19 protein-coding genes are annotated in these 16679 nt (G+C 63.3%); 14 read left to right on the plus strand and 5 right to left on the minus strand.

Annotated elements, in window-relative coordinates:
- Window positions 1-16 precede the first annotated feature (16 nt).
- Window positions 17-607, minus strand: a complete 591-nt coding sequence (locus DU490_RS07365; protein ID WP_114573669.1) for a PRC-barrel domain containing protein — start codon at window positions 605-607, stop codon at window positions 17-19.
- Window positions 608-773: 166 nt separating this feature from the next.
- On the opposite strand from DU490_RS07365, the gene DU490_RS07370 reads away from it, so the two are divergent.
- Window positions 774-1370 (plus strand): ATP-dependent zinc protease, encoded by a 597-nt coding sequence (locus tag DU490_RS07370; RefSeq protein WP_114573670.1) that lies wholly within the window; start codon window positions 774-776, stop codon window positions 1368-1370.
- Window positions 1371-1391: 21 nt separating this feature from the next.
- On the opposite strand, the gene DU490_RS07375 is transcribed toward DU490_RS07370, so the two are convergent.
- Entirely contained in the window at window positions 1392-2105 is a 714-nt protein-coding gene (locus DU490_RS07375) for a 16S rRNA (uracil(1498)-N(3))-methyltransferase (RefSeq protein WP_114573671.1), read from the minus strand.
- A 96-nt stretch (window positions 2106-2201) separates the two neighbouring features.
- Between DU490_RS07375 and phaR the strand changes: the two genes are divergently transcribed.
- The 6 genes from phaR to coq7 all read left to right on the plus strand — a co-directional run bounded on the left by phaR (window position 2202) and on the right by coq7 (window position 6688).
- A complete protein-coding gene (gene phaR / locus DU490_RS07380) occupies window positions 2202-2696 on the plus strand; it encodes a polyhydroxyalkanoate synthesis repressor PhaR (RefSeq protein ID WP_114573672.1) in 495 nt (164 codons plus the stop codon).
- A 134-nt stretch (window positions 2697-2830) separates the two neighbouring features.
- Entirely contained in the window at window positions 2831-4126 is a 1296-nt protein-coding gene (gene purD, locus DU490_RS07385) for a phosphoribosylamine--glycine ligase (RefSeq protein WP_114573673.1), read from the plus strand.
- 44 nt (window positions 4127-4170) lie between these two features.
- Window positions 4171-4611, plus strand: a complete 441-nt coding sequence (locus DU490_RS07390; RefSeq protein WP_114573674.1) for a thioesterase family protein — start codon at window positions 4171-4173, stop codon at window positions 4609-4611.
- Entirely contained in the window at window positions 4611-5483 is an 873-nt protein-coding gene (locus DU490_RS07395; RefSeq protein ID WP_114573675.1) for a phosphoribulokinase, read from the plus strand. Before DU490_RS07390 ends, DU490_RS07395 begins: the two co-directional genes overlap by 1 nt.
- Before the next feature lie 45 nt (window positions 5484-5528).
- Entirely contained in the window at window positions 5529-5870 is a 342-nt protein-coding gene (locus DU490_RS07400; RefSeq protein ID WP_114573676.1) for a histidine triad nucleotide-binding protein, read from the plus strand.
- Between the two features lie 173 nt (window positions 5871-6043).
- The gene (gene coq7 / locus DU490_RS07405; protein WP_114573677.1) at window positions 6044-6688 is read left to right on the plus strand and encodes a 2-polyprenyl-3-methyl-6-methoxy-1,4-benzoquinone monooxygenase; all 645 of its coding nucleotides are present in this window, start codon (window positions 6044-6046) and stop codon (window positions 6686-6688) included.
- 28 nt (window positions 6689-6716) lie between these two features.
- Here the strand turns inward: coq7 and DU490_RS07410 are convergent, their stop codons facing one another.
- From DU490_RS07410 to DU490_RS07425, 3 genes are all read right to left on the minus strand, one after another.
- Window positions 6717-7136: an OsmC family protein gene (locus DU490_RS07410; protein ID WP_114573678.1), complete on the minus strand. Its 420-nt coding sequence runs from the start codon at window positions 7134-7136 to the stop codon at window positions 6717-6719.
- Window positions 7137-7315: 179 nt separating this feature from the next.
- Window positions 7316-8011 carry an N-acetylmuramate alpha-1-phosphate uridylyltransferase MurU gene (gene murU, locus DU490_RS07420; RefSeq protein ID WP_114573680.1) on the minus strand — a complete coding sequence of 232 codons (696 nt, stop codon included), beginning with the start codon at window positions 8009-8011 and terminating at the stop codon, window positions 7316-7318.
- Complete coding sequence (locus DU490_RS07425) at window positions 8008-9057, minus strand: aminoglycoside phosphotransferase family protein (protein ID WP_114573681.1); 1050 nt, start codon at window positions 9055-9057, stop codon at window positions 8008-8010. Before DU490_RS07425 ends, murU begins: the two co-directional genes overlap by 4 nt.
- A gap of 134 nt (window positions 9058-9191) precedes the next feature.
- Between DU490_RS07425 and DU490_RS07430 the strand changes: the two genes are divergently transcribed.
- The 7 genes from DU490_RS07430 to DU490_RS07460 are packed head-to-tail and all read left to right on the plus strand — an operon-like array spanning window position 9192 to window position 16673.
- Window positions 9192-11639, plus strand: coding sequence for an LPS-assembly protein LptD (locus tag DU490_RS07430; protein ID WP_114573682.1), 2448 nt, complete (start codon window positions 9192-9194; stop codon window positions 11637-11639).
- A gap of 51 nt (window positions 11640-11690) precedes the next feature.
- A complete protein-coding gene (locus tag DU490_RS07435; protein WP_114573683.1) occupies window positions 11691-12356 on the plus strand; it encodes a SurA N-terminal domain-containing protein in 666 nt (221 codons plus the stop codon).
- Window positions 12356-13417 (plus strand): 4-hydroxythreonine-4-phosphate dehydrogenase PdxA, encoded by a 1062-nt coding sequence (gene pdxA / locus DU490_RS07440; protein WP_114573684.1) that lies wholly within the window; start codon window positions 12356-12358, stop codon window positions 13415-13417. The genes DU490_RS07435 and pdxA overlap by 1 nt, the downstream gene beginning before the upstream one ends.
- Window positions 13418-13441: 24 nt before the next feature.
- Window positions 13442-14254 (plus strand): 16S rRNA (adenine(1518)-N(6)/adenine(1519)-N(6))-dimethyltransferase RsmA, encoded by an 813-nt coding sequence (rsmA, locus tag DU490_RS07445; RefSeq protein ID WP_114573685.1) that lies wholly within the window; start codon window positions 13442-13444, stop codon window positions 14252-14254.
- Window positions 14251-14649, plus strand: coding sequence for a Co2+/Mg2+ efflux protein ApaG (gene apaG / locus DU490_RS07450; protein ID WP_114573686.1), 399 nt, complete (start codon window positions 14251-14253; stop codon window positions 14647-14649). The genes rsmA and apaG overlap by 4 nt, the downstream gene beginning before the upstream one ends.
- 35 nt (window positions 14650-14684) lie before the next feature.
- Window positions 14685-15512, plus strand: a complete 828-nt coding sequence (locus tag DU490_RS07455) for a symmetrical bis(5'-nucleosyl)-tetraphosphatase (RefSeq protein WP_114573687.1) — start codon at window positions 14685-14687, stop codon at window positions 15510-15512.
- Between the two features lie 27 nt (window positions 15513-15539).
- The gene (locus DU490_RS07460; RefSeq protein WP_114573688.1) at window positions 15540-16673 is read left to right on the plus strand and encodes a polynucleotide adenylyltransferase; all 1134 of its coding nucleotides are present in this window, start codon (window positions 15540-15542) and stop codon (window positions 16671-16673) included.
- The last annotated feature ends 6 nt before the right edge of the window (window positions 16674-16679 follow it).

Below are 16679 nucleotides of genomic sequence, written 5' to 3' on the forward strand. Positions count from 1 at the left end.
TTAAAGCTGGATCGGCTCAATCATTGTTGGTCCAGTTGTTAAGCAAGTCGCTGACGGCGCGGCCGGCTCTCTCGGCCCCTTCCTGAGTGCGTTCCCAGGCACGTTCGGCACCTTCGCCGATCGTATCGGCGCCTTCACGCGTCTGGTGCCAGGCACTTTCGGCTCCCTCGCCAGCGGTTTGCCAGGCATCCCGAGTCCGTTGCCGTGCCATATCCCACCAGTCCTGATCGTAGCGTGGCAGAGCCCCCAGGACGTCTTCGTTGGCATTGACGAGTACGTCATGGGTGGTTTCGCCATCCTCTTCATGGGTTACCAGTTGGTAGTGGGCGTTGGTGATTACCAGGTAGTCACCATCCTGCCCCACATCCTCATGGGAGCGTATGATCAGGGCATGGACCTGCATATCGTCACCGAGCAGCATATCGACGACTTCGCTGGGCTGGCTATCCGGGGCGGCTTCGAAATACACCTCCGCATCGAGAATCGCTCTGTTTGAGTAGAGTCCCTGAGGTTCGAACTGAGCGTGTGCTCCAGTAACGGCGAGGCCGGCAACCAGCAGGCCAATCGAAGTGGCAAGTGTCGTCCTTGCAAAGCGTCGCTGAGTCATACAGTGTGCTCCTTTTCCTAGATGGCACTTCCAGTATGGCACTTTACATCTAGTAGCTGCACATCACGTGTGCTGGCGAGTAACCGCATGCCGGGCAAGAAGCTGCCTGGCCGGCTGGCATTCGAGGGAAACGACGCTATTCTGTGAGCTTTGACAGGAAGATAGCATGCAAGCAGATTCATTGCCGCGCCGGGCGGCGTGGCTCAGGGTCGCTCTGGCACTGGGCGCATGGCTGGTGATTGCTTTCGCGCCTGCTGCGATGGCTGAAAAGGGAGTCTTTGGCTGGGTCGAGAAGGCAACTCTGGAGCCCTGGGGGGTGGAGGTCAAGGCCAAGCTCGATAGTGGTGCTCTCACTTCATCGCTCGATGCCCGCGATATCGAACGCTTCGAGAAGCATGACGAGGAGTGGGTGCGTTTTCGGCTGGAGCTCATGGACGAGGCAAGTGGTGAGACGTTCTCCGAAACGCTGGAGCGGCCGCTCTATCGCGATATCCGCGTGCGTGGAGCGGGTGGACGAGACGAACGCCTGGTGGTGTTGATGAAGGTATGCATGGGCAATACCGTCTATGAAGAACAGGTCGGGCTACGCAACCGTGAAGAGATGCACTATCCACTGCTTCTCGGGCGGCGCACCATTGGGCATCTGGGCCTGCTCGACGTGACCCGCACCTTTCTCAATGCACCCGAATGCAACGAAGATACCGAGGTGAAGCGTTACGAGAGCGATGACGCAGGGAATGTGGACGTCGACAAGACGGATTGAGACTCGTTCCTGGGGCGTTTATCAGAACAACCGGGCCAGCAGGGCGGTCACTGCGGTTTCCACCCGCAGGATACGCGGCCCCAGGTGGATGCCTTCACAGCCGGCTTCTACCAGACGTTCTACCTCGAAGGGAATGAAGCCTCCTTCGGGGCCCACCAACAGGGCGACCGGCTCTTCGATGCCCCGGGGGCAGGCCTGCACCATCCCGGGGTGTGCCAGCAGGCCACGCCGTGTCTCGAGCAGTTGCGGCAACACATTTTCGACGAAGGGACGAAAACCCTTGGCCAGACTTACCGTGGGTATCACGGTGTCGCGGGCCTGCTCCAGTCCCAGCACGAGATGGGTGTGAATCTTGTCGGGATCGAGTTCCGGTGACTGCCAGTAGCTCTTTTCCACCCGTTGCGAATGCAACAGCGTGACCTTTTTCACTCCGAGGGCCGTGGCGTGCTCAAGACTCCTGGCCAGCATCCGTGGGCGCGGCAGCGCGAGCACGAGATGCACCGGCAACGGGGGTGGCGGTGGGGTGTCGAGGTTGCCGAGGGCAAAACGTGCCTCGTGCTCGTCGATCGCCAGCAGCTCGCCGCGGCCGATGCCCCCGCCTGCTACGCCCAGGGTCATGCAATCGCCGATGCGGGCGCGGTGGACCTCCTTGAGGTGGTGCAGCCGGCGAGGGTCGCGGATGCATGCCAGGTGGTCGTGTTCAATGTCGTCGGGGGCGAGCAGGATCAGGTTCATCGGGTCTCGTTAATTGGCTTCGATTTGCAAGGGCGGTGGCGCGGTGCACAATAGCAGCAAAGGGCAAGCCTGCCTTTCATGACAAGGAGTGCCACCGTGCGCGTGATTCGCAAGTATGCCAACCGTAGGCTCTATGATACCCAACAGAGTCGCTATGTGACGCTCGAGGATCTGCGGCGCCTGATTCTCGACGAAGAACCCTTCCGGGTCGAGGATGCCAAAAGCGGAGAGGACCTTACCCGCACCATTCTGTTGTCGATCATTATCGAGCAGGAGCAGGCGGATGGTGACTCCGAGGTCTTCTCCAACGACCTGCTGGCCCAGTTCATTCGTGTCTATGACATGGCTCAGCCGCTTCCCCTGGCTCGTTACCTGGAGCAGGGCACCCAACTGATGCTCGAGCAGCAGAAGCGCATGAAGGACCAGTGGCAACAGGCTATGCGCCATTCGCCCATGGAATTGATGCGCGAGATGGCAGAAGAGAACATGCGTTTCTGGCAGCAGACCATCGGTCAGGGCCAGGCCAATAACGATGACAAGCACGATGATGACAAGCACGATGACAAGGACGACAAGCCCAAGAAATCCTGAGCGGGGCGCGTTGGCGGCGGCTTTCTGACATAATGCCGCGACGTTTTCCACGCCGGTTTTCACGACGCCCGGCATTTCGCGGCAAGGCGTCGTCAAAGCCCAGTTTAACCAGTCAGAGATAGGTACTATAGCGGATGAAGGTTCTGATCATCGGCGGCGGCGGCCGCGAACATGCCCTGGCCTGGAAGGTCGCCCAGTCGCCATGCGTCGAACGCGTCTTCGTGGCCCCCGGCAACGCCGGTACCGCCCGGGAAGAGGGCGTGGCCAATGTCGCCATCGATGTGGCCGACCTGGATGGGCTGGTGGCGTTTGCACGGGAGGAAGCCATCGACCTGACCATTGTCGGCCCGGAGGCGCCGCTGGTCGCGGGCGTCGTCGATCGCTTCCGCGAGGCGGGGCTGGCGATTTTCGGACCCTCTGCAGGAGCGGCACAGCTTGAAGGATCGAAGTCCTTCACCAAGGACTTCCTGGCACGTCACGCCATTCCCAGCGCTGCTTACCGCACCTTCACCGAGGTCGAGCCCGCACTCGGCTATCTCACCGAGCAGGGGGCACCCATCGTGATCAAGGCCGACGGCCTGGCGGCGGGCAAGGGTGTCATCGTCGCCATGACCCTCGATGAGGCCGAGTCGGCCGTGCGGGACATGCTGGAGGCCAACGCCTTCGGCGATGCCGGTGCACGTGTAGTGATTGAAGAGTTCCTCGAGGGCGAGGAGGCGAGTTTCATTGTCATGGTCGATGGAAGCAATGTGCTGCCCATGGCCACCAGTCAGGATCATAAGCGGGCGCTGGACGGTGACGAAGGGCCCAATACCGGTGGCATGGGCGCCTACTCGCCAGCACCGGTCGTGACCGAATCAGTCCACGAGCGAATCATGCAGGAAGTGATCATGCCCACGGTTCACGGCATGGCGGCGGAGGGACATCCGTACAGCGGCTTCCTCTATGCCGGCCTGATGATCGATACTGAAGGCAATCCCAAGGTCATCGAATACAACTGTCGCTTTGGCGACCCGGAAACTCAGCCAATCATGTTGCGCCTGCGGTCCGACCTGGCTGAGCTCTGCCTCGCTGGGGCGAACGGGGAGCTGGCGGGCCAGACCTGCGACTGGGATGGACGAGCCGCGGTGGGCGTGGTGCTGGCGGCCGGTGGCTACCCAGGCGACTACCGCAGGGGCGATCTCATTGAAGGTCTCGCGGCGGCGGAAAATACCGGCTGCAAGGTTTTTCATGCCGGCACCGCCGAAGACGACCAGGGCCGTGCCGTGACAAGCGGTGGACGCGTGCTGTGCGTCACCGCGCTGGGGCAGGGTGTCTCCCAGGCGCGTGACCTGGCCTACCAGGGAGTTGCGGCAATTCACTGGGACAGTGTCCAGCTCCGTCGGGACATCGCCTACCGCGCCATTGCCCGCGAGCAGCAGGCAGGCTGATCGTCACCAATGCGCTGACCGACAACAACAAGCAGGGGGTGAGGATGGAGCGTATCAAGCTGGAATTTCCTGAAGCGGCTATCGTGCATCGCCAGCCATTGTCGGTGCGCATCACCGACATGAACTATGGCCGTCATCTTGGACACGACACCTTGGTATCGCTGCTCCACGAAGCGCGCATTCAGGCGTTCGGAGCCCTCGGGCTCACCGAGTGGGACATGGGCGGCTATCCCTGCGTGGTGGCCGATCTCGCCGTGCAATATCAGTCTGAAGCACGCTGGCCCGATGCCCTGGTGGTGGAGACCGCCATCCCGGCGCCGTTGGGCAAGGCAATTGTCGTCTATCATCGTGTGTGCCATGCCGAAGGAGGCCGGCCGGTGGCCATCGCCCGCCTCAATACCGTCCTGGTCGACCCTGCCCAGGGGCGGAGCGTTGCGATACCCGATGTCGTGACACAGGCCATTACCGGTGCGGAGAGCACCTGATGTCACGCGAGTATCCGATCATTGCCGTGACCGGCTCCTCCGGGGCCGGCACCACTACGGTGAAACGCACCTTCGAGCGGATGTTTGCCCGGGAGGACGTGCATGCCGCCATCGTCGACGGCGATGCCTTCCATCGCTACACTCGGGATGAGCTGTCACGCATCTTCCGCGAAGAGCCCGAGCGCAAGGATGAGCTGTCCCACTTCGCGGTGGAAGCCAATTTGCTGGATCGACTCGAGGCGCTGTTCCTGGAGTATGGCGAGCACGGCACTGGCACCTTCCGGCACTATATCCATGCGGAAGACAAGCAGATGATCGAGGCCGGCTATCGAGTCGGTACGTTTACCGAGTGGCAGCCGTTGCCCTGCGGTACCGACCTGCTCTTCTACGAAGGGTTGCACGGCGGCCTGGTCACGGCGGAGCATGACATCGCCCGGCACGTGGACCTGCTGGTGGGTGTCGCACCGACCATGAATCTGGAGTGGATCCAGAAGATCGATCGCGACATAAAGATGCGTGGCTACTCCCAGGAGGCAGTTATCGACACCATCCTGGGTCGCATGGGCGACTACGTGCGCTATATACAGCCGCAGTTCTCTCGCACCCATATCAACTTCCAGCGCGTGCCCACGGTAGATACCTCAAACCCTTTCGAGGTGCAGGATATCCCCAACGACGCCGAGTCTTTCGTGGTGATCCGTTTTCGTGATCCCTCCACCGTGGATTTCCCGTGGCTGTTGGCGATGATCCAGGACGCTTTCATGAGTCGCCCGCACACTCTGGTGGTGCCCGGCGCCAGGATGTCACTGGCCATCGAATTGATACTGGCGCCGCTGGTGCGCCATCTGCTGGGACAGCGGCGCTTTCGCTGAGCGCCGTGTGGCTCTTATCTTAACGACAACAGGAGAATAGCATCGATGGACTGCCTGTTCTGCAAGATCATCAAGCGCGAGATTCCCGCCAATATCGTCTTCGAAGACGAGCATGTCCTGGCGTTCAATGACATCAACCCCCAGGCGCCAACCCACATCCTGATCATTCCCAAGCAGCATATTGCCACCTTGAACGATATCGAGGAGGCTGACCTGGCCTTGATCGGCCGATTGCAGTACACCGCCGCACGGCTGGCACAGGAGCATGGCTTCGCCGAGGATGGCTATCGCGTGGTGATGAACTGCAATGACTACGGCGGACAAACGGTCTACCATATTCATATGCACCTGATGGGCGGTCGACGCTTTACTTGGCCGGCTGGCTAGCCGGCGCACTGCGGTGAAAATCGCGCGCGTCGAGGCGTGCGACGCATCAGGTGCATACCCGCAAACGCCACCCGTGAGGGTGGCGTTTGCGGTATTCGATGTCGGCGCTTCCGGGCTATGAACGCCTTTGTTGGGCCAATGGATAGATTCGTCTGTGCTGAAACGGGGGTTCCATGAGCCGCAAGCTGTCCCATGCCGATACGCTGATCCATCAGTTCGATACCGTACTGCGCACCCTGGTGCCCCATGCCGCACAGTCGTCGCGTCCCTCCCCGGTTACTGCCGATATCGACGATGATCCCATGACGCTGGATGAGCGTCGCCATGCCGCGGGGCTGATGCGCGTCAATCATACCGGCGAAGTATGTGCTCAGGCGCTCTATCAAGGGCAGGGATGTACCGCCAAGCTGCCCGAGGTGCGTGGGCAGATGGAGCAGTCCGCGCAGGAGGAAATCGACCACCTGGCTTGGTGCGACGAGCGTTTGCAGGAACTGGGAGGCCGTACCAGCCTGCTCAATCCGCTATTCTATGCCGCTTCCTTCGGGCTCGGTGCCGTGGCCGGTGCGGTGGGTGACCGGGTCAGTCTCGGTTTCGTGGCGGCAACCGAAGAGCAGGTGGGCAAGCATCTGAACGAACACATGGAAACGCTGCCGCCGGGCGACCACCGCTCCCGGGCGGTGCTGCGCCAGATGGCCATCGACGAAGCGCACCATGCCCAACTCGCGCTGGAAGCCGGCGGGGCACGCTTTCCCGCGCCGGTGAAGTATGGTATGTCGCTGATGTCCAAGGTCATGACCAAGAGCGTCTATCGGATCTGAGCACTACTACCATGGACCCGGTGGCGTTTCAGGCATCCACGATGGTGTAGGAGTGGGTGATCTCGACGCCGCCCTTGGCCAGCATGATGGAGGCGCTGCAATACTTCTCGGCTGAGAGTTCCACGGCGCGCTTCACCTGGCTCTCCTTCAGGCTATGGCCTGCTACGGTGAAGTGGACGTGGATCTTGGTGAAGACCGCCGGCACGGCATCGGCACGCTCGGCCTCGACCTGGGCTACGCAGTCGGTCACCGCTGCGCGCGATTTGTCGAGGATCTCCAGCACATCGAACGAGGCACAGGCGCCCATGCCCATCAGCAGCATCTCCATGGGGCGTGGCCCGGTGTTGCGGCCGCCATGGTCGGGGGGGCCATCGATGACCACGCTATGGCCGCTGCCGGATTCGGTCACGAACTGGCGACCATCGGTCCATTTTACACTGGCTTTCATGATGCGGGATTCCTTCTCGGATGTTGGGAAATGGCGGCAGCATAGCAGCCGGCGTCAAGCCCTGCAGCTTCGCGGCAGTATCGCTCGAGGCTTCTCCGGCGACAGGCCTGCGAGGGGGCGCTGTAAACCCTTCCCTGGGCGCTACCGACGCCATCCATGGCGTAGGACCCCTCTCCGACCTATCCCCGGCGCCACTCGCTTTGGATGACCTGTCTTGAGCGGAGTCGTTGGTCCAGCCTGGCGAGTCGTTCCGGGGTGCCTACATCGACCCAGGCGCCGCGATGATGGCTGCCGCCCACGCGGTCGTTGGCCATCGCCTGGCGCAACAGCGGGGCCAGGGCGAAGGCGCCTGGCTCATGGTCGGCCACCAGGGCCGGGTCGAGCAGGCTGATCCCGGCGAAGGTCAGCCGGGGTTGGCCCTGAGCGAGCACGCGTCCGGCGGAGGTAAGGTGGAAATCGCCTCGCGGATGATGGTCAGGGTTGTCGACCAGTATCAGATGGGCGAAATCGTCTTCGAGGGAAGGCAGGTTGGTTGGGTCGAAGTCGCACCAGATGTCGCCGTTGACCAGCAGGAAGGGCGACTCACCCAGCAGCGGCAGTGCCTGGCGAATACCGCCGCCGGTCTCGAGCGGTGTCTCCTCTTGGCTCCAGGCGATGGCGACGCCGAACTCCGAGCCATCGCCCAGGGCATCGATGATCTGTTCGGCCCGGTAGCTGACATTGACCACCACCTCGCCGATACCGGCCGCCGCCAGGCGCTCCAGGTGGTGAACGATGAGTGGCTTGCCGGCCACCGGTAGCAGCGGCTTGGGGCAGCGGTCGGTAAGCGGGCGCATGCGCGTGCCGAGCCCGGCGGCCAGGATCATCGCCTTCATGGCCGGGCTCCGGAGGCGATGCTCTCGGCCTGGAGCCTTGCCTCGAGCGCAGGGCGAAAGGTGGCCGCGAGCCAGCCGCGAAAGGCCTCGTGACCGGGCAGTCCGGCCAGGCTCTCCTCCAGGTGGCAAAGGAAATGTGGCAGGCGCTGCAGGTAGCCCTCGCGCCCGTCGCGCAGCGTCAGGCGGCAGAAGATGCCGAGCACCTTGAACGACCGCTGGGCCGCCATGGCCTGGGCCTGATGAAGGAACGCCTCGGCAGAGACGGTACCGGAAAGGCGCCCATCGGCGACCGCCCTCTGGCGGAAAGCCTCGACCCAGGCGGCAAAGCGTTCCGGCGTGAAACGGCAGTAGCGGCCGCGTAGCAGCGAAATCGCGTCGTAGCTGATGGGGCCGGCCACGGCGTCCTGGAAGTCGATCAGATAGAGTCGTTCATCGTGCACCATCAGGTTCATGGCATCGAAGTCGCGATGCACCGTGACCACAGGCTGGGCCAGGGCGGACTCGATCAGCGCCCCGCGCAGTTCGTTCCAGCCGTGAGGCGGGTCGGCCATGCCGAGCCACTCGACAAGACACCAGTCGGGAAAGAGGTCCAGCTCTCGCCCGAGCAGAGCGGCATCATAGGCCGGCAGGTCCTGGGGGCCGGCGCGATTCTGCAGCTCGTGGATCATGTCGAGGGCGCGGTCGTGCCAGGCCAGGGTGGCGGCAGGACGGTCGTTGGCGAAGCAGTTTTGCAGCGGGGTGTCGCCCAGGTCGTCGAGTTCCAGGAAGCCGGCATCGAGATTTACCGCATGCAGTGCTGGCACCGGCAGGCCGCCGGCCCGCCAGCGTCGGGCGATCTCGACGAAGGGGCGACTGTCTTCCTGGGCAGGCGGAGCATCCATCAGTATCCGCGTGGTACCGTCGGGCAGAGTGAGGCGGAAGTAGCGACGAAAGCTGGCGTCGCCTGCGGCCAGTTGCAGATCGAGCGCATCGACGGGGAGACTGTGGCTCTCGGCCACCCAGCGGCGCAGGGCGTCGAATCGCTTCGCGGTGGCGGCCTGGGTCATGCGGGCTCCTTGCTGATGTCGGGCGGTGCCGGTTGACGCCCGTTGGGCACCGCCGCATGCTCGGTCATTGACATACGACAGGCCGGGTTCGGTCTGTATAATACCGATTCTCTCCGGCAAGGACATCGTGGACCATGGGCAAGGGACAAGCAGGGGCAGCGCTCGCTGGCCTGATCACTTATGGCCTGACCTGCGGTGCGCTGTCGGCGGTGGCGCTGGAGCCCCTGCCGGCCGCGCAGCTCGATTGGCACGCCTGGGGCGACGACCGACCGGCGGGAGCGTTGTGCCGCGGAACCTATGTGATGCCGGAGTATCGCCTGCCGGCGACAGATGACCCAGAGCAGGTGAGCACCGAGTCCGACAGCGCCTTCTATGGCGAAGAGGGTGAGACGATTCTTGGCGGCGAGGTGATTCTGCGGCGTGGTGACAGCCAGTTGGAGTCACCCCAGGTTAGTGTGCCGTCTTCTCGGCAACAGGCTTTTGCCGATGGGCCACTGGCGCTGCGCGATCGCAACCTGCTGGTACGGGGGCAGGCTGCCGATGTATCGCTGACAAGCGATGCTGCCAATATCGATTCGGCCCACTACGTCATCCATGACCAGCGCTTGCGCGGAAATGCGTTGCAATTGGAACGTCTGGAGGATGGGCGCTATCGCCTGACGTCGGCGAACTTCACCACGTGCGACCCGGGCGATGAAATGTGGCGCCTGGTGACTGGCGACCTGGTGCTCGACCGCGAGGCGGGCTTTGGTACTGCGCGTCATGCTCGCCTGGAAATGGGAAAGGTGCCGGTCTTCTACTGGCCGTGGGTGCGCTTTCCCATCGATGATCGTCGCCAAACCGGATTTCTGTGGCCGGAGATCGGCCTCTCAGGTGGCGCCCTGGACTATGCCCAGCCGTTCTACTGGAATATCGCGCCCAATCATGACGCGACACTGACTCCGCGCCTGATTTCCGACCGCGGCCTGCTGCTGGGCGGCGAGTATCGCTACCTCTTCCCCTCCGATGCCGGCCAGGTCGAAGGCGCCTACTTGTCGAGCGACGCTGGAGGCTCCGACGACGATCCCAACGCCCCCTCACGCCGCTTCGAGGGCGAAGATCGCTGGTACATCGACTACCGTCATGGCGGCCGCGTCGATGCGAGAACGCGATATAACCTGCGTTACGGGGCCGCCAGCGATGGCCGCTACTTCGACGACTACGGCAGCATCTTCGGCGACGATCCTACCAACATGCCCCGTTTGGCCCAGCTCAACTATCGTGGAGACGTCTGGAATCTCGATGCCCGTGCCCAGGGCTTTCAGCGCCTGGAGGACCCGCTGCATGACCGTGACAAGCCGTTTTATCGTCTACCCAGCCTGACGGCGAACGCGCGCTGGACTCAGCAGGGTGGCTTTTATCAGCAGTGGCGCTCCAACCTCACCTACTTCTGGCGCGATGTGGATCGCAACGCCGTACCATTGCGAGAATCCGCGACCGGCGGCCGGGTACATCTCTCGCCAGTGACGGGCTGGCGCTTCGATGAGAGCTGGGGCCATCTCGAGCCACGGGTGGAGTGGCTCTATACCGCCTATTCCCTCGAGTATGGGGAGCGCGATACCGATCGAGACACCTCATTGCAGCGGGCCGTACCAGTATCGTCCATTGACGGAGGCCTTGTCTTCGAACGTGAACTGGAGCTCGGCGGTCGTGACTACCGTCACACCCTCGAGCCCCGGCTCAATTACGCCTATGTGCCATCCAGTGACCAGAGTGAGTTCCCTGATTTCGATACCAGCGAGCGCGCGTTCTCCTGGAACCAGCTTTGGTCGCCGCACCGTTTCTCCGGCGCCGACCGGGTTGGTGACCTCAACCGACTCTCTATCGGCCTCGATTCGCATCTGCTGGAGGACGCTAGTGGGCGTGAGCGCCTTTCGCTGGGTCTGGGACAGACGTTCTATCTCGACGATCGATATGTCGACATCAACGGCGATCCCGATACACTGCCGCGTGCGCCCGAAGAGGGTGGAAATTTCTTGCGTTACTACAATGCCACTCGTGACCGCTCACCCCTGGTGGCACGCCTTGATTGGCAGATGACGGACCGTTGGCATAGCCGCTGGGAGTGGCTCTACGATGATCACCTGCAGCGTACCGAGCGAAGCTCTGTTTATCTGCAATACCGTGCCGATGCGGGGCACGTGTTGAACCTTGGCTATCGCTGGGAACTCCAAGGCTTCGATCCTTCAGTTGAGCCGGATGACGACGAGTTCCGCAACTTCGACCGCGAGGAGTTCGACATGTCGTTTGCTTGGAAGGCTTCGCCGCGAGTCGACCTGATTGGTCGGGCTCTCTACGACTACACCAACGATCGCTTTCTTGACCGTTTGGCGGGTGTGCAGTGGAACGACTGCTGCTATGGTCTGCAGCTGGTCTGGCGCCGCTGGATTGACGACGGTGGAACCGCCCAGGTCGATATCAACGACGTCACCGAGCACGGGGTCTTCCTGCGTTTTGTGTTCAAGGGGCTGGGTGGCGTCGGCGGCGATGCCGGTGACTATTTCGAACGGGCCGTTCCGGGTTATCGTGCTACCGCATTTTGAGGTGGCCCCGGCAGGTTTTCTATCAGAGATACCATGAGAGGAAAGAACGTTATGCGCATCCCGCGAATCGCCACCCTGGGCGCGACCCTGGCGCTGGCCCTGTGCCTTGGTACCTTGTCTCTGATGGCTACGGCCCAGGACTTCCAGCCGGTGGAGCGTCAATCGCTGGACCGCATTGTGGCGGTGGTCAATCAACATGCCATCATGGAGAGTGACCTGAGCGAGCGAGTGGAACTGGTGCGCAGCCAGGTGGCAGGCCAGGACCACAGGCTGCCCCCCGAGTCAATGCTGCGTGAGCAGGTGCTCGAGAGCATCATCGTCGAGGAAATCCAGTTGCAGAGGGCGAGGAGTGCCGGGCTCGGCATCGACGACACCGAGCTCAATCGCCAGATGCGGGCCATAGCCGAAAGCAACGGCATGACGCTTGAAGAGATGGCCGATGCCCTGGAGGCCGATGGACTGACCATGGCCGCCGTTCGAGAGGAGATTCGCCGGGAGATGCTGATTCGCGAACTCCACCAGCGCCAGGTGGGGGCTCGTATCAATGTCAGCGAGCGGGAAGTGGAACGCTTCATCGAGCAGCGTGGTGGTGGCGTAAGCCGTGACCAGGCGCGCCAGGTGGTCTTTCAGCAGAAAGCCGAAGAGGCCTTGGATGTCTGGATACAGGAGATTCGTGCCGAGGCTTTCGTCGACAACCGCCTGTCCAATTCCCGCTGATGGCAGCAACGGCTCAGGCGCCTGTCCTGGCACTGACCACCGGCGAGCCTGCCGGCATCGGGCCGGAACTGTTGGTACAACTCGTGTCGGGTCGTGCGTTGTCGGCACGGGTCGTGGCGGTGGGCGACCCATCACTGCTGGCCGAGCGGGCTGCCATGGTAAACGCCCGGGTTGAGATCGTGACGCTGGCGCCGGATGAACCTGTACCGGCCCCCAGGGCTGGCGTGCTGCCGGTCTGGCCGGTGACTCTGCGCGAGCCCAGCCTGCCAGGTCGGCTGGCGGCCGCCAACGCTGGCTATGTGCTGGATACCTTGGACCTGGCGGTTCGTGCATGTCTCTCGGGTGAGGCCGCCGGCATGGTCACCGCTCCCCTGCACAAAGAGGTCATTATCGATGCCGGCCACCCGGCCTTCAGCGGTCATACCGAATACCTGCGCGATGCCTGCGGCGTCGACGAAGTGGTGATGCTATTGGCCACCGACCTGGCGTTGCATGCTCGCGAGGCGGGCTGGCAGGGTGGGTCGGCCCTGCGAGTGGCGCTAGCGACCACCCATCTGCCGCTGAAGGATGTGGCCGGCGCCATTACCGATGAGCGCTTGGCGCGTATCCTGCGTATCTTGCAGGCGGATCTCGGGCGCTGGTTCGGCCTGGACGATCCACGCATCGCCGTCTGCGGTCTCAATCCCCATGCCGGTGAAGGAGGCTACCTGGGCCGCGAGGAAATCGAGGTCATCGTACCTTGCCTCCAACGGTTGCGTGGTGAGGGCCTGCGTCTCGATGGGCCACTGCCGGCCGACACCCTGTTCACGCCGCGACACCTGGCAGGCGTGGATGCCGTATTGGCGATGTATCATGACCAGGGCCTGCCGGTGCTCAAGTATGCCGGCTTCGGCCGTGCCGCCAATATCACCCTGGGCCTCCCGCTGGTGCGGACCTCGGTGGATCACGGCACGGCGCTCGACCTGGCTGGCCGTGGCGTTGCCGACCTGGGTAGCCTGCGTGTGGCCGTCGCGCTTGCCGCCGACATGGCCCGCCGCGGTACGGCTGTTTCTCCCTTCTGACGAACGACAGACAAGGACTTATTCATGGCATCGCGCCCGCCGGCCCACCGCGCTCGCAAGCGCTTCGGCCAGAATTTCCTGCGTGACCCCGGCATCATCTCGCGCATCGTGCGCGCCATAGCGCCTCGGCCCGGTGATCGCCTGGTCGAGATCGGGCCCGGTCAAGGGGCCCTGACGGAGCCCCTGGTGGAGGCGGCCGATGGCCGGCTCGAGGTGATCGAGCTGGACCGTGACCTGATTCCCGGGCTGCGGGTGCAGTTCTTCAACTATCCCAATTTCATCATCCACGAGGGTGATGCGCTCAAATTCGATTTTCGCGCCCTGCATGGCGATGGTGAACCGCTGCGGGTGGTGGGAAACCTGCCCTATAACATCTCCACGCCGTTGATTGGACATCTGCTCGAGGCGGGCGATGCGATTGCCGACATGCACTTCATGTTGCAGAAGGAAGTGGTCGAACGCCTGGCCGCGGAACCGGGCGGGCCCGACTGGGGGCGGCTGTCGGTCATGGCGCAATACCGCTGTCGGGTCGATGCGCTGTTTAGCGTGCCCCCGGAAGCCTTCGTGCCGCGACCCAAGGTCGAGTCTGCCATTGTGCGGCTGACGCCTCATGCGCGCTTGCCGCATCCGGCTCACGACGAGTCGCTGCTCTTCCATCTAGTGCGACAGGCCTTCGGTCAGCGCCGCAAGACGCTGCGCAACAACCTCAAGGGGCGTATCGAGGCCGATGCCCTCGAAGCCCTGGGCATCGAGCCATCGCGTCGCCCCCAGACACTCACGATCGAAGAGTTCGTTCGTATCGCCAACCATCTGACCGCTTCGGAGGCGACGACATGAATCGGGCACCCAATACGCCACAGGAAAGTGAAGTGCTCGTTGACGTCGAGCCCGCCTTTCGTGACGACGAATCCTCCAGTGACGAAGCGCGCTATGTCTTCAGCTATACCGTGACCATCCACAATCATTCCGCGCGCAGCATGCAGTTGCTGGCCCGCCACTGGAAGATCACCCAGGGCAGTGGCAAGGTGCAGGAGGTGCGCGGCAAAGGGGTGGTCGGGCAGCAGCCGATGATCGGCCCGGGGCAGACCTTTCGTTATACCAGTCGCGCCATCCTCGATGGGCCGGTAGGGGTCATGGAAGGCGCCTACACTTGTGTCGATACCGCAAGTCAACGGCCCTTCGAAGTCGTCATTCCCCCCTTCCGACTGGCCGGTCCCAACCAGATACACTGAAGCGACGACGGAAGGCAAGGAGGCAAGGAGACGACATGACGATCTACGCCATCGGAGACTTGCAGGGCTGTCACGCCGAATTCGTCGAGCTGCTCGAACGGCTCGCCTTCGACCCTTGCCGTGACCGGTTGTGGTTGGCCGGCGACCTGGTCAACCGTGGCCCGGCGTCACTGGCCTGCCTGCGCGAAGTGCGTGCGCTCGGCGAGGCCGTCGTCACGGTGCTCGGCAACCACGACCTGCATCTGTTGGCGGTGGCGCGTGGTGGGGGGGCGCTCAACCGCAAGGATACCCTCGAGCGTATTCTCGGCGCTCCGGATCGTGAGGAACTGCTCGACTGGTTACAGTCGCGTCCGCTGCTGGTGCGTGAGGCCTTCGAGGACCAGGGCGATACCCTGATGACCCATGCCGGTCTCCTTCCTCAGTGGTCCCCGGCGAAAGCGGCCAGCCTTGCCCGCGAGGTCGAGCAGCGGCTCGGTAGCGAGCACAGCGGCGCCTTCCTTAAGCGGATGTACGGCAATCAGCCCGCCTGCTGGGATGACGCGCTCGATGGCATCGATCGGCTGCGTGCCGTCGTCAATGTGCTGACCCGGATGCGCTTCATCGATGCCGAAGGCTGCCTCGACTTCTCTGCCAAGGAGGGGCTGGACAGCGCACCAGCAGGCTTCGCCCCCTGGTTTTGCTACCCTCGCCAGGATGATGCCCGGCTGGTGTTCGGTCACTGGGCGGCACTCGAGGGAAAGGTGCCCGGTGCGTGTATACGGGTCGAGGCGCTGGATACCGGCTGCGTCTGGGGTGGTGTGCTGACGGCATTGAATCTCTCCACCGGCGAGCGTGTCGGTGTGCCCAGCCATCAGCGCCGTTGACCTTTTCCTCCGACTCAGGAGCTTGCCATGGCAATACGACGTGACCGCTACCTCGATGGGCTCGAGGTCTATCAGGTGGGAGGGGCCGTGCGTGATGCCAGGCTGGGCTGGCCGGTCAAAGACACCGACTGGGTGGTGGTGGGGGCCACGCCGGAACAGATGCGGCAGCGGGGTTTTCGGCCGGTAGGCCGCGATTTTCCGGTTTTCCTTCACCCGGAGACCCATGAGGAATATGCCCTGGCCCGTACCGAGCGCAAGTCTGGCCATGGCTATACCGGCTTCGACGTACATGCCAGCCCCGAGGTGACCCTGGAGGAGGACCTGGCTCGCAGGGACCTGACCATCAATGCCATGGCAGAGACGCCGGAAGGGGCTCTTGTCGATCCTTATGGTGGTCTCGGCGACCTTGAGGCCAGAGTGCTGCGCCACGTGTCGCCGGCCTTCGTCGAGGATCCGCTTCGGGTGCTGCGTACCGCCCGCTTTCTGGCCCGCTATGCCGGGCTCGGCTTCACCATCGCCGATGAAACCCTGGCACTGATGCGGGCGCTGTCGGAGAGTGGCGAACTGGCCCACCTGGTGGCCGAGCGGGTCTGGACCGAGACCGAGAAGGCGCTGGGCGAGCCCCGGCCGGCGGTCTATTTTCGGGTATTGGATGAGTGCGGCGCCCTGGCTGTGCTGCTGCCGGAACTGGCGTGGGATTCCAAAGCACTGGAAGCGGCGTTGAAGCGCCTGGACCGCCTGCCGGAAGGGTTCGCAGACGACCAGCGCTGGCGCTGGGCGCGGCTGGTGGAGCATCTCCATGCCGACTGCCGTGAGGCGATCGCTGAGCGCCTTAGGTTGCCGCGGCCCTATCGCGATCTGGCGCGACAGGCGGCGCTGACGCGGTGGCTGCGCGCTCAGCCCGGCCCGACCCCGGCAGCGGTGAACGATTGGCTGGATGGTATCGACGCTTGGCGACGCAGCGAGCGGGTTGCACCCTTGCTGGCACTTCTCGAACTGGAGACGCCAAGGCTTGCCGACACTCTGAAGCACGCCTGGCAAGAGGCCTCTCGGCTGTCGCCCCGAAGCCTGATCGAGGAGGGGTTCAAGGGGGGAGCGCTCGGTGAGGAGCTGGCCCGGCGGCGTCGAGCCATTCTCGGGCAGGTTCTGGATCGGGGGTAAGTTGAT

Origin of the sequence: Halomonas sp. DQ26W, from assembly GCF_003339685.1 — a bacterium.
Taxonomy (GTDB): domain Bacteria; phylum Pseudomonadota; class Gammaproteobacteria; order Pseudomonadales; family Halomonadaceae; genus Halomonas.

Coding starts and splice junctions, on each gene's coding strand:
- DU490_RS07375 (WP_114573671.1), bottom strand. CDS start 2,105: ATGAACCTGATCCTGCTCGCCCCCGACGACATTGAACACGACCACCTG.
- coq7 (WP_114573677.1), top strand. CDS start 6,044: ATGAGCCGCAAGCTGTCCCATGCCGATACGCTGATCCATCAGTTCGAT.
- murU (WP_114573680.1), bottom strand. CDS start 8,011: ATGAAGGCGATGATCCTGGCCGCCGGGCTCGGCACGCGCATGCGCCCG.
- DU490_RS07395 (WP_114573675.1), top strand. CDS start 4,611: ATGTCACGCGAGTATCCGATCATTGCCGTGACCGGCTCCTCCGGGGCC.
- purD (WP_114573673.1), top strand. CDS start 2,831: ATGAAGGTTCTGATCATCGGCGGCGGCGGCCGCGAACATGCCCTGGCC.
- apaG (WP_114573686.1), top strand. CDS start 14,251: ATGAATCGGGCACCCAATACGCCACAGGAAAGTGAAGTGCTCGTTGAC.
- DU490_RS07390 (WP_114573674.1), top strand. CDS start 4,171: ATGGAGCGTATCAAGCTGGAATTTCCTGAAGCGGCTATCGTGCATCGC.
- DU490_RS07370 (WP_114573670.1), top strand. CDS start 774: ATGCAAGCAGATTCATTGCCGCGCCGGGCGGCGTGGCTCAGGGTCGCT.
- DU490_RS07410 (WP_114573678.1), bottom strand. CDS start 7,136: ATGAAAGCCAGTGTAAAATGGACCGATGGTCGCCAGTTCGTGACCGAA.
- DU490_RS07460 (WP_114573688.1), top strand. CDS start 15,540: ATGGCAATACGACGTGACCGCTACCTCGATGGGCTCGAGGTCTATCAG.
- rsmA (WP_114573685.1), top strand. CDS start 13,442: ATGGCATCGCGCCCGCCGGCCCACCGCGCTCGCAAGCGCTTCGGCCAG.
- DU490_RS07400 (WP_114573676.1), top strand. CDS start 5,529: ATGGACTGCCTGTTCTGCAAGATCATCAAGCGCGAGATTCCCGCCAAT.
- DU490_RS07430 (WP_114573682.1), top strand. CDS start 9,192: ATGGGCAAGGGACAAGCAGGGGCAGCGCTCGCTGGCCTGATCACTTAT.
- pdxA (WP_114573684.1), top strand. CDS start 12,356: ATGGCAGCAACGGCTCAGGCGCCTGTCCTGGCACTGACCACCGGCGAG.
- DU490_RS07425 (WP_114573681.1), bottom strand. CDS start 9,057: ATGACCCAGGCCGCCACCGCGAAGCGATTCGACGCCCTGCGCCGCTGG.
- DU490_RS07455 (WP_114573687.1), top strand. CDS start 14,685: ATGACGATCTACGCCATCGGAGACTTGCAGGGCTGTCACGCCGAATTC.
- DU490_RS07365 (WP_114573669.1), bottom strand. CDS start 607: ATGACTCAGCGACGCTTTGCAAGGACGACACTTGCCACTTCGATTGGC.
- DU490_RS07435 (WP_114573683.1), top strand. CDS start 11,691: ATGCGCATCCCGCGAATCGCCACCCTGGGCGCGACCCTGGCGCTGGCC.